This window comes from Actinomycetospora sp. (genome assembly GCF_055612215.1).
Genome location: NZ_JBVPVA010000927.1, coordinates 1 through 11,570, shown reverse-complemented (window position 1 = coordinate 11,570; position 11,570 = coordinate 1). Strand labels below are relative to the sequence as shown.

General features: G+C 76.7%; 7 protein-coding genes and 1 pseudogene. 4 read left to right on the top strand and 4 right to left on the bottom strand.

Features of this window, described 5'->3' with window-relative positions; genetic code table 11:
• Nucleotides 1-31 precede the first annotated feature (31 nt).
• Nucleotides 32-889 (bottom strand): endonuclease/exonuclease/phosphatase family protein, encoded by an 858-nt coding sequence (locus AC0CYZ_RS25340; RefSeq protein WP_472220488.1) that lies wholly within the window; start codon nucleotides 887-889, stop codon nucleotides 32-34.
• A 133-nt stretch (nucleotides 890-1,022) separates the two neighbouring features.
• On the opposite strand from AC0CYZ_RS25340, the gene AC0CYZ_RS25335 reads away from it, so the two are divergent.
• Nucleotides 1,023-3,911, top strand: a complete 2,889-nt coding sequence (locus AC0CYZ_RS25335) for an FAD-binding and (Fe-S)-binding domain-containing protein (RefSeq protein ID WP_472220486.1) — start codon at nucleotides 1,023-1,025, stop codon at nucleotides 3,909-3,911.
• A 31-nt stretch (nucleotides 3,912-3,942) separates the two neighbouring features.
• Here AC0CYZ_RS25335 and AC0CYZ_RS25330 read toward each other — a convergent pair whose 3' ends face one another.
• Nucleotides 3,943-4,770, bottom strand: a complete 828-nt coding sequence (locus AC0CYZ_RS25330; protein WP_472220484.1) for a glutaminyl-peptide cyclotransferase — start codon at nucleotides 4,768-4,770, stop codon at nucleotides 3,943-3,945.
• 490 nt (nucleotides 4,771-5,260) lie between these two features.
• Between AC0CYZ_RS25330 and AC0CYZ_RS25325 the strand changes: the two genes are divergently transcribed.
• Together AC0CYZ_RS25325 and AC0CYZ_RS25320 are read left to right on the top strand one after the other, a co-directional pair.
• Nucleotides 5,261-6,169 (top strand): DUF3027 domain-containing protein, encoded by a 909-nt coding sequence (locus AC0CYZ_RS25325; protein ID WP_472220482.1) that lies wholly within the window; start codon nucleotides 5,261-5,263, stop codon nucleotides 6,167-6,169.
• 32 nt (nucleotides 6,170-6,201) lie between these two features.
• The gene (locus tag AC0CYZ_RS25320) at nucleotides 6,202-9,267 is read left to right on the top strand and encodes a sacsin N-terminal ATP-binding-like domain-containing protein (RefSeq protein ID WP_472220480.1); all 3,066 of its coding nucleotides are present in this window, start codon (nucleotides 6,202-6,204) and stop codon (nucleotides 9,265-9,267) included.
• A gap of 7 nt (nucleotides 9,268-9,274) precedes the next feature.
• On the opposite strand, the gene AC0CYZ_RS25315 is transcribed toward AC0CYZ_RS25320, so the two are convergent.
• Nucleotides 9,275-9,544 (bottom strand): DUF2530 domain-containing protein, encoded by a 270-nt coding sequence (locus tag AC0CYZ_RS25315; RefSeq protein WP_472220478.1) that lies wholly within the window; start codon nucleotides 9,542-9,544, stop codon nucleotides 9,275-9,277.
• 272 nt (nucleotides 9,545-9,816) lie between these two features.
• Between AC0CYZ_RS25315 and sfnG the strand changes: the two genes are divergently transcribed.
• Entirely contained in the window at nucleotides 9,817-10,938 is a 1,122-nt protein-coding gene (sfnG, locus tag AC0CYZ_RS25310) for a dimethylsulfone monooxygenase SfnG (RefSeq protein WP_472220476.1), read from the top strand.
• Between the two features lie 279 nt (nucleotides 10,939-11,217).
• Here sfnG and AC0CYZ_RS25305 read toward each other — a convergent pair.
• A pseudogene (locus tag AC0CYZ_RS25305) lies at nucleotides 11,218-11,570 on the bottom strand (hypothetical protein); the annotation flags it as partial.

Sequence of the window (11,570 nt, the reverse complement as noted above, 5' to 3'; positions counted from 1 at the left end):
CCGGCCCGCACGCTGACCGCTCGGCGGGCGCTCAGCCCTCGCCGATCCGGGCGAGGATCGCGCGGTGGTCCGTCCCGGCGGCGGGCACGACCTCGAACGCCGTCGGGCGCGGCCCGCCCGCGGTGAGCACGTGGTCGATCTGGGCGCCCAGGAACCCGGGCAGCCAGGACGGCCAGGTGCCCGTGAGGCCGTCGCCGGTGACCGAGCCGGCGTCGGTGCACTCCGCGGTCGCGTCGGCGAACACCTGGTGGTCCTCGGTGGAGTTCATGTCGCCGGCGACGACGGTGGGCCGCCCGGCCCCGCACCAGCGCGAGAGCCCGGAGACGTCGCGGGCCCAGCTCCCCGTCCCGCCGGGGCGCGGCGAGCGCGGGTGGATCGCGACGAAGCGCAGCCCGGAGGCGACGCCGGGCGCGGAGCGCGGCAGGTCGACCACGATCGTCGGGAAGGTGCCCGTGCGGTCCTGGGTCACGGTCGGGCGCCCGAGGGAGGACCGCACGAAGACGGTCATGCCGCTCGCGTCGTTGGTGTCGTCGGCGGAGTACGCCCGGTAGCCCGACCCGCCCTGGTCGTCGTCCAGCCGCGACGCGAGGCGGCGGCGCAGGTCGCCCCGGGCCTCGGGCAGGGCGACGAGGTCGGGGTTGCGGTCCCGCACCAGGTCGGCTAGGGCGTCGGGGTCGGCCTGCCCCTTGTACGTGTTGAGCGAGAGCACCACCAGGCTGCCCCCGGCGGAGTCCGCGCCGCCGGTGCCGACGGCCGGTGCGGACCCGGCGGCGCGGGCGCCCACGGTGGCGAGGGCGACGATCCCGACGAGCCCCAGAGCCAGCGCGACGAGGGGCGCGGGTACCGCCCGTCCGGTCCGCGGCCCTCGTCGGGACCGTCCTCCCACCACCCGGGACCGCCTCCGGGTCGCATGGGCGCAGCTTCTCACGTCGCGTGTGAGCGGCCCGTCGGCGGACACCTCCCCGCGGACGGGCCTCCCGCACGGCTCGTCCGGCGGGCGTCGCGGTGTCATGGTGGAGGACGTGACGGCCACCACGCCCCGCCCCGCGCCCACCGACCGGCCCGCGGGCCCGCCGACGTCGACGCCGGCGCAGCTGGTCGAGGCCCTGCGCGGCGCCGTCGCCGACCCCGACCGGGTCCGTCACCGGGCGATCGACCTGGCCGCCCACGCCAACGACGCCTCGCACTACCTGCTCCACCCGCAGGCGGTCGTCGTGCCCGCCGACGCCCGGGAGGTCGCGAACCTGCTGCGCCTCGGGGTCCGCGACCGGCTCGCGCTCACCTTTCGCTCGGGCGGCACCTCGTTGTCGGGACAGGGCGTGACCGACGGCGTCCTCGTCGACACCCGCCGCCACTTCCGCGGGTTCGAGGTCCTCGACGACGGCCGCGCGGTGCGGGTCGGGCCGGGGCTGACCGTGGCGGACGTCAACGCCCGCCTCGCCCGGTACGGCCGCAAGATCGGCCCGGACCCGGCGTCGTCGAAGGCGTGCACCATCGGCGGCGTCGTCGCCAACAACTCCTCGGGCATGGCGTGCGGCACCGAGTTCAACACCTACGCGACGCTCGAGTCGATGACGTTCGTGCTCGCGTCGGGCACCGTCATCGACTCCGGGCGCCCCGACGCCGACGACGAGCTGCGCCACCGCGAGCCGGCGCTGTACGAGGGCCTCGACCGGCTCCGCGACCGCGTCCGCGGGAACCCGCACTCGGTGGAGCGGCTGCGCCACCTGTTCTCGATGAAGAACACGATGGGCTACGGGCTGAACTCCTTCCTCGACCACAGCCGCCCGATCGACCTGCTCACCCACCTGCTGGTCGGCTCCGAGGGGACGCTCGGGTTCGTCGCCGAGGCGGTGTTCGCGACGCTGCCGGTCCTCCCGCACGCGGCCACCTCGATGCTGCTCTTCGCCGGCACCGCGGAGGCCACCGACGCGCTCCCGGCGCTGCTCGAGGCCGGCGCCCGGACCCTGGAGCTGCTCGACGCGCGGGCGCTCGTCGTCGCGCAGGCCGACCCGCGGGCGCCGCAGTCGGTGCGCGACGTCGAGGTGGACGGCCACGCGGGGCTGCTGGTCGAGTTCCAGACCGCGACCGCCGAGGAGCTCGACGCGGTCCAGGCCGACGCCGAGCCGGTGCTCGCCGGGCTGCCGCTGACCCGGGAGGCGGGCCTGACCCGGGAGCCCACCGCCCGGGCGTCGCTGTGGGCGCTGCGCTCCGGGCTCTACACCGCGGTCGCGGCCGCGCGCCCGTCCGGGACGACGGCGCTGCTCGAGGACGTCTCGGTGCCCGTCCGCACGCTGCCCTCGACCTGTGACGGGCTGACCGAGCTCTTCGACCGCCACGGCTACGAGGGCTCGGTGGTCTTCGGCCACGCGAAGGACGGCAACGTCCACTTCCTGGTCAACGAGCGCTTCGACGACGACGTCTCGCTCGAGCGCTACCGCCGCTTCACCGACGACATGGTCGACCTCGTGCTGTCCCAGGACGGCACGCTCAAGGCCGAGCACGGCACCGGGCGGATCATGACGCCGTTCGTGCGCCGCCAGTACGGCGACGAGCTCTACGACGTGATGCGCGGGCTGAAGGCGCTGTGCGACCCGACCGGCCTGCTCAACCCAGGGATCATCCTGTCCGACGATCCCGACGCCCACCTGCGCGACCTCAAGGTCGTGCCGCCGGTGGACGCCGAGGTGGACGCGTGCGTCGAGTGCGGCTACTGCGAGCCGGTGTGCCCCTCGCGGCACGTCACGACGACGCCGCGCCAGCGGATCGTGCTGCGCCGCGCCGCCGCGAAGGACCCGGCCCTGGCGGCGGCGATCGAGGAGGACTACCCCTACGACGCCGTCGACACCTGCGCCGCCGACGGCATGTGCGCCACCGCGTGCCCGGTCCGCATCAACACCGGCGACCTCATGAAGCGGCTCCGCGCCGAGCGCCACGGCGAGCGCGCGCAGGCGGCCGGGAAGGCGGTGGCGGACCACTGGGAGGGGGTGTCAGGCACGGCCCGGGTGGCGCTGCGCGCGGCGGCGACGCTGCCGGGGCTGGCCACGGCCGCGTCGGCGCTCGCCCGGCGGGTGCTCCCCACCGACCTCGTCCCGCTCTACGCCCGCGAGGTGCCCTCGGGAGGCGACACCCGCCCGGCCGCGGTGTACCCGGCGAACCCCGACGTCGTGTTCTTCCCGACCTGCCTGCACCAGGTGTTCGCCGCGGACTCCGGGGAGGGGTCGGGGCACGCGTTCCTCGCGCTGTGCGAGGCCGCCGGGATCACGGTCGCGGTCCCGGAGGGGATCGAGGGGATGTGCTGCGGCACGCCGTGGGAGTCGAAGGGCTTCACCGACGGGGGCCGGCTCATGGCCCGGCGGGTCGTCGACGGCCTGTGGAACACCACGGGTCAGGGCCGGCTGCCGGTCGTCGTCGACGCGTCGTCGTGCACCCACGGCCTGGCGGGCCTGGGTCACCTGCTGCCCGAGGACGACCGCGTCCCGCGCCTGCGCGTCGAGGACGCGGTCGCGTTCACGGTCCGCGAGATCCTCCCCGCGCTGGCGGTCCCGACGAAGGCCGCGTCGCTGACCCTGCACCCCACCTGCTCCACGACCCACCTCGGGATCGGGGAGGACCTGCGCACGGTGGCCGAGGCGGTGGCCGACGAGGTCGTCGTCCCGACCGGCTGGGGATGCTGCGGGTACGCCGGCGACCGGGGGATGCTGCACCCGGAGCTGACCGACTCGGCGACGCGCGAGGAGGCCGCGGACGTGGCGGCGCACCCGACGGCGGACTACGCCAGCTGCAACCGCACCTGCGAGATCGGGATGTCCCGCGCCACGGGGCAGTCCTACCGGCACGTGCTGGAGCTGCTCGCCGAGCGCTGCGCCCCCGCCCCGTCCCCCGCGCGAGGGGAACCCTCGGTCGGGTAGAGCGACCGGATCCTCCCCTCGCGACGGCCGCTCAGGAGGCCGGCACGAAGCGCACGCGGTAGGTCGTCGGCCAGGTCTTCCCGGCGAGGAGGAACTCCCCGGGCGCCCCGGGGACCGCGGTGATCCCGTTGAGGACGGCGTCGGGGTTCGCCGTGGTCTCCGGCGGTCGCAGCCCCGCGGCGTCGACGACGGCAGTGACCCGCCCGCTCGCGAGGTCGATCCCGACGACGTCGTCGGTGTGCCACACGTTCGCCCACACCGTGCGCCCGTCGCCGCAGTCGAGCTCGTTGAGCTGGTCGAGGGGTGCGCCGCCGAGCGTGACGGGGACGGCCCGGCGGGTTGCGAACGTCGTCGGGTCCCGGACGACGAGGTCGGCGCCGCCGTCGCTGGTGACGACCTCCCCGGCCGTGTGGCACATGCCCCAGCCCTCCCGGTCGTAGGGCAGCGTGCGCCGGACGGCGAGCGTGGCGGGGTCGCGCTCGTAGACCACGCCGTCCTTCCACGTCAGCTGCCAGATGCGGTCCGGCAGGACGGTGATCCCCTCGCCGAACTGCGAGGCCGGGAGGTCGACGGCGCGCCGGACGCTCCCGGTGGTGGGGTCGGTCTCCCGCAGCTGGGACGCCCCGGTCAGCCCCGTGCCCTCCCAGAGCCTGCGGCCGTCCGCGGAGAGCTCGAGGCCCTCGGTGAACGCGGCGGGGTCGTGCGGCACGGTCGCGAGGACCTGGACGCGCAGCCGGGCGACGTCCGGCGGTGGGGAGGCCAGGGCGCCGGCGCTCGTGGCGCTCGGGCCCGCCGGCGAGGAGCACGCGCCCAGCCCCGCCAGCAGCACGACCGCCAGCAGCACCGCCCTCGCCCGCACGGGCGAAGGCTCCCACGCGGGGTCGGGTGATCAGCGTGTGGCGCACACACTCTGGCCGGAGGCGGGCAGGGTTCTGCCCGGACCGACGCGCGGCGCACACACGTGGTGCGGCCAGGGGGTTGCGGCCATCGTGTGGAGTCCGCGTTCCCCATGATCGCGATCTGTGTGAGGAAACGGGGCGCAGACCGAACGGTCCGCCACACCCGTGCGATCATGAATGGGACGGGCCCTACGACGACCGCGAGGCGCACCCCGGGACCAGTGCGGCGGCTGTGTGTGCGTCGCGCGTCGGTGTCCCCAGCACCGGGCGCCGCTTCCGGCGGAGTGTGCGCGTCACGCGCGGGTCCACCGCGATCGGCGGACGGCCCGGCGGTCGGTGAGCGCCGGGCGCCACCCCGACCCCGCACAGGGCCCCCGCTCGGCGCCGCGGGACGACCCCTGCGCGCCCGCACCCGCCGACCACCCCGCCGCGTCGGGCAGAATCGGGTCCGTGCACGACCTCGCCGACTCCGCCACGGGCCCTGATCTGCGCGACGACCACCTCGACCCCGCCGGGGACGCCGCGGAGCGACCCGTCCCGCCGCGCCTCGCCGCCGCGGTCGACCTCGCGCGCGCCGCGGCGGTCGAGGCCGCCGACGGCGAGCCCGACCAGGTCGGTGAGGCCCTCGCGGTCCACGCCGAGGACGCCGACGACGACGCGCCGGTCACCGCGGCCACCCACTACCTCGCGGCGGCGAAGCCCGGCTACCGGGGCTGGACCTGGGCCGTCACGGTCATGGTCGCCGACGAGGACCCGGACGCCCCCGTCACGCTCGGCGAGGTCGCGCTGCTGCCCGGGGCCGGCGCCGTCGTCGCCCCCGAGTGGATCCCGTGGAACGAGCGGGTCCGCGCGGAGGACCTCGCTCCCGGCGACCTGCTGCCCGTCGACTCCGACGACGACCGCCTCGTCCCCGCCCACGTGAGCCTCGACGACGACCTCGACCCCGCCGAGGACGTCGAGGACGACGAGCAGCTCCGGGGCGTCGCCGACGAGCTCGGGTTCGGCCGCCCCCGCGTCATGAGCCCGGAGGGGCGCTTCGACGCGGCCGCCCGGTGGTCGGACGGCGACTTCGGCCCCACCGCCGAGATGGCCCGCGCGGCGTCCGCGCACTGCGGCACCTGCGGCTTCTACCTGTCGCTGGCCGGGTCGCTGCGCGGCGCGTTCGGCGTGTGTGGCAACGGCAACGTCCCCGCCGACGGGCACGTGGTGCACGCCGAGTACGGCTGTGGCGGGCACTCGGAGCTGCAGATCGACACCGGTTCGGTCGTCACGGTCGCCGAGCTGGTCTACGACGACGGGGTCGACATGGAGTCGGCGCCGGAGCCCGTGGCGGCGGCGCCCGGCGCCGACGGCGACTGACGACCCCGACGCGGCGGATCGCGAGGCCGGCGATGGGCCCCGACCCGTTCCGGACCGACGAGCTCCGCGCCGCCGTCCTCGACGCCTGGTCGGCCTCGCCCGCACGCTTCCGCGAGGACGCGAACGCCGAGGAGGACCTGACCCGCGGCGGCTACCGCGACCGCTGGCTCGTCGAGCTCGCCCAGAACGCCGCGGACGCCGCCGCGCGCGCCGGCACCCCGACGACGCTGTGGCTGCGGGTGGTGACGGGCGCGGACGGCACGGCGGAGTTGCGGGTCGCGAACGCCGGGGCGCCGCTGGACGCCGACGGGGTCGCCGCGCTCGCCTCGCTGCGAGCCTCGGCGAAGCGCGACGGGGGGACCATCGGGCGCTTCGGCGTCGGGTTCGCCGCCGTGCTCGCCCTGGGCGACGCGCCGCGTGTGGTCACCCGCACCGCAGCGGGCGACGTCGTCGGGATCGCGTTCTCGCGCGCGCGGACCCGGGAGGCCGTCGCCGCGCTCGGCGGCCTGGTCGCGGCGGAGCTCGACCGCCGCGGCGGTGAGGCCCCCGCGCTGCGCCTGGTCTGGCCGGCCGGGCCGGACGACCTCGCCGAGGCGCCGGCGGACGGCGCCGACACCGAGGTCCGGGTCGCCCTGGCCGGCCCCGGCGCCCCGCTGCTCGAGCGGGCCCGCGACGAGGCCGCCGACCTGCTGCTGGCGCTGCCCTGGCTGGCCGGGGTCGACGCGGGCGGGGAGACGGTGTGCCGGGAGGATGCGCCCGGTCCGGGCGGCACGACGACGGTGCCGAGCCGCGCCCCCGGGGCCGCGACGACGACCTGGACGACGCTGCCGATGGCCGGGGAGCTGCCGGCCGAGGTCCTCGAGCACGCCGGGCGCCCGGGGCTCGCCGTCGAGGACCGGGGCCGCACGCAGTGGGAGGGCCTCTGGGCGGCCCCGGCGCCCGGGCAGGAGCCGCCCCGCGCCGACGTCCTCCACGCACCGACCCCGACCGAGGAGACGACGACGCTGCCCGCGCGGCTCGTCGTCACCGTCCCGCTCGACCCCGACCGCCGCCGGGTGCGCGCCGGCGCGGTGACCACCCACGTGCTGCGGGCCGCCGCCGCGTCCTACCCGGCGCTCGTCGCCGCGCTCCCGCCCGAACGGCGCCTCGCGCTCGTCCCCGCCGCGGCGCTGCCCGCCTCCGAGGTCGACGCCGTCCTGCGCGACGCCGTCACCGAGGCGCTGCGCCACGCGCCCTGGCTGCCCGCCGCGGACGGGCCCGACCTCGTCCCCACCCGCGCCCTCGTGCTCGACACCGGCGCCGACCCCGCCGACACCCTGCTCGCGGCCCTGGCCGGCGCGGTGCCCGACCTCGCGGCCGCGGTCGTCGGCGGGCCGCGCGACGCCCCCGCCCTCGCCGCGCTCGGCGTCACCCGGCTCGGGCCGGCCGCCCTCGCCGACGCGCTCGCCGGGCTGCGCCGCCCGCCGTCGTGGTGGCACGCCCTGTACGCGGCCCTCGCCGCGACACCCGCGGTCGTCGCTGCGCGCGAGGAGCTCGCGGCGCTGCCCGTGCCGCTGGCCGACGGGCGTCTCGTCCCGGGACCGCGGGGGACGCTGCTGCCCGACCCCGGGCTCGCCGAGGTGCTCGCCGGCGACAGCCTGCCCGGGCTGCGGCTCGTCGACCCGGCCGCGGTGCACCCGTTGCTCGAGACGCTCGGCGCGCGGCGGGCCGATGCGGCCTCCCTGCTCGAGGAGCCCGAGCTGCGCGAGGCGGTGGCCCGCTCGGTGGACGACGCCGAGGCCGGGCTCGACGTCGACGGGCTCGCCGGGTCGGTGCTGCGCCTGCTGGCCGACGCGGGCGACGCCGGCGCGGACCCGGCCTGGGGTGCGCTCGCCCTCCCCGACACCGAGGGCGGGTACCGGCGCGCCGACGAGCTGGTGCTGCCCGACGGGGCGCTGCGCACGGTGCTCGGGGACGACTCACCGGTCGGGGTGCTCGCCGAGGCCGCCGCGGCCGCGCACGCCCGGTCCGCGCTCCGGGCGGCCGGGGTGCTCGACGGGTTCGCCGTGCTCCGCGACGACGCCCCCACCGGCCCCGACCACGACCTCGACGACGAGGAGACGTGGTGGGCCGAGGAGGTCGACCCGGCGGCCGGCTGGGACGTCGAGGAACCCGCCGGGCCGATGGGCGCGATGGTCGCCGTCCGGGACCTCGACCTGATCGCCGACGACCGGTGGGACGCCGCCTGGGCGCTGCTCGCCGGCGACCGGTCGGCGCGCTCCGCGCTCGTCGCGCTGCCGGGCGAGCCGGTGCCGTACACGGCGTGGTGGCTCGCCCGCCACGGCCGACTCGCCGGACGAGCGCCCGGGCACTGGCGGCTGCCCGGCGACGCGCCCGGCCCGCCCGGCGCCGTCGACCCCGGCCGGGCGGCCGCCCTCGCCGCGCTCTACGACCCGGTGCCCGGGCCGGGCAGGCCCGACGCCGGGGTCCTCGCCGCCGTCGGGGTCCGCACCGACCTGCGTATCGACGACGCGGACGACGCGACCGACCTGCTCGTCCGGCTCGCCGACCCCGCCCGGACGGTGCCGTCCGGGGGCGTGCTGGCCGCGCACACCGTGCTCGCCGAGGCCGTCGACGCCCGGCGGATCGCGGTCGCCGACGTCGAGCCGCCCCCGCGGGTGCGCACCGCGGCGGGGCGGGTCGTGGACGCCGACCCCGATCACGGGGCGGTGCCCGCCGTCCTCGACCGGCCGTGGCTGCTCGCGGGCCTCGACCCGGACGCGGTGGTCCCGGTGGCCTCCGGGTGCGCGTCCACCCTCGCCGACCTGCTCGACCTCCCGCTCGCCGGGGCGGGGCACCACGGCGAGGTCCGCTCGCCCGGCGTCGCGACCCGGTGGACCGACCTGCCGGCCGCCGCGGCGTGGGCGGCCGCCGTGGGGCGCCCGCTGCCGCCGGGGGAGGTCGTCCTGCACGCGCGCCTGCGGGTCTCGGTGGCCGACGACGACCGCACCCGGCCGCCGCGCGCGATCTTCCCCGGGGTGTGGGTGGAGGACGCGGTGGTGCACACCGACGACGCGGTCCGCGGCCTGCTCGCCGCGTGGGCGCTCGAGGGGTCCTGAGCCCGCGTCAGAGCTTCTGCGCGCCCCGGGCGCCCCGGGCGTTGGCCCGTCGCTGCAGGCCGAGGACGCCGAGGCCGACCACCCCGAGGCCGACACCGACCACACAGGCCCACAGCCACACGTCGACCGGCCGCGACCCGATCAGCGCCAGGGCCCCGAGCACCACGAGGGCGACCAGCCAGAGCCCCGACCCGACGAGGATCACCGGGACCGGGTCGGTCAGCCGGCGGGGCAGCGGCGGCGGCTGCCACCCGTCGTCGGGAGCGGGGTCGGACACCCCGCGACCCTAGCTGCGCCGCGGGCGGACGTGGTCGGGGACGGGACGGCCGTGCGGGTGTGAGCGGCGTCGCGCCCGGCGGGCCCTCGGTTGACACCGCTCCGCGCGGCCGTGACGGTTGTGTCCGATGGGTAACGCAGGGGTCCCGCTGACGCGCCGCCGGCACGTCGACTTCGGACTCCTCGCGACCCAGGCGTGTCGCGCCTGACCCGGTCCGCGCCCCTCTCCTCCGCCCCGCTCCCGGGGCACCCCACGCCTCCAGGAGGCCATCCGTGTCCGTCGGCACCTCGTCCGACCCCCTGAAGTTCGCCTACTGGGTCCCCAACGTCTCCGGGGGCCTGGTCACCAGCGGTATCGAGCAGCGCACCGACTGGAACTGGGACTACAACCGCGAGACCGCGATCGCCGCCGAGAACTCGGGCTTCGAGTACGCCCTCTCGCAGGTCCGCTACATGGCCAGCTACTCGGCCGAGTACCAGCACGAGTCGACCTCGCTGTCGCTCGCGATCATGATGGCGACCGAGCGGCTCAAGGTCATGGCCGCGGTCCATCCCGGCATGTGGCACCCCGGTGTGTTCGCCAACTTCGGCGCCACCGCGGACCACCTCACGAACGGCCGGTTCGCGACGAACGTCGTCTCCGGCTGGTTCAAGGGCGAGTTCACGTCCTTCGGTGAGCCGTGGCTCGAGCACGACGAGCGCTACCGCCGCACCGAGGAGTTCATCCGCTGTCTCAAGGGGATCTGGGAGGAGGACCACTTCGAGTTCCGCGGCGACTTCTACCGGTTCCACGACTACTCGCTGAAGCCCAAGCCGCTGAACACCCCGGAGCGCCCGCACCCGACGATCTTCCAGGGCGGCAACTCGACCGCCGCGCAGAAGATGGCCGGCCGGGTGTCGGACTACTACTTCTCCAACGGCAAGGACTTCGACGGCGTCACCGAGCAGCTCGACGTCATCAACGCGACGGCCGCCGAGCACGACCGCACCGTCGGGTTCGGGCTCAACGGCTTCATGATCGTCCGGGACACGGAGAAGGAGGCCCGCGACACCCTGCGCGAGATCGTCGAGAAGGCGAACGTCGAGCAGGTCGAGGGCTTCCGCCAGGCCGTGCAGCAGGCCGGCGCGTCGGCGTCGGACAAGAAGGGGATGTGGGCGGACTCATCGTTCTCCGACCTCGTCCAGTACAACGACGGCTTCAAGACCCAGCTCATCGGGACCGCCGAGCAGGTGGCCGAGCGGCTGATCGAGTACAAGAAGCTCGGCGTCGACCTCTCCCTGCTGTGCTTCCTGCACGTCAAGGAGGAGATCGAGCAGTTCGGGGAGAAGGTGCTGCCGCTCGTGCGCGAGATGGAGGCGGCGCTGCCCGAGCGGGAGCTCGCCGCCCAGGCCTAGACGCGCGCGGCGGACGGGTCCCCGTCGAGTGGACGTTCACTCGGCACTCGCCCCGGCGGGATCGACGCGCGGCGCACACACTCCGCCGGCCAAGGCATCCGATCATGGCCAGACCGACGCGCGGCACACACGAACTGTCCGGGGTGTGTGCGTCGCGCGTCGGTTTCGCCAGGACCCTGCCCGACCTCGAGCAGACTGTGTGCGCGGCGCGTCGGTGTTCCCGACGGCGCGGCCGAACCGTCCTCGGTCACGAGGCGAGGGCGGCGAAGAGATCAGGGATCAGGGATCGGACCGGGCGCCGGCGTCGTGGGATTCGGCGCGCGGGTGCTCGGCCTCCTCGGCTGCGGGCGGCGCCGCGGCCGGGACGGCGTCGTCGCGGTCCCGGCGAGCACCTCCACGTCGGGCCGCGGCGCCCAGCCGCACGGCGTAGACGACCGCGCTGCCGAGGAAGAGCGCTGCCGTGATCAGCAGCCAGTGCCGGAAGATGCCGGCCGCGTCCAGGCCCGAGGTGAACCGGAGGGCGTCCTCGCCGTGCCGGGTGATCGTGGGCAGGTAGATCAGGCCCAGGACCAGCGAGCCCAGGGCGGGGACGCGCACGTGGTTGATCGCCGGGACGCGCGGCGGCCGGCGGT

Excerpts from the sequence above, each read along its gene's own strand:
- AC0CYZ_RS25320 (WP_472220480.1), top strand. The coding sequence starts at position 6,202 with ATGGGCCCCGACCCGTTCCGGACCGACGAGCTCCGCGCCGCCGTCCTC.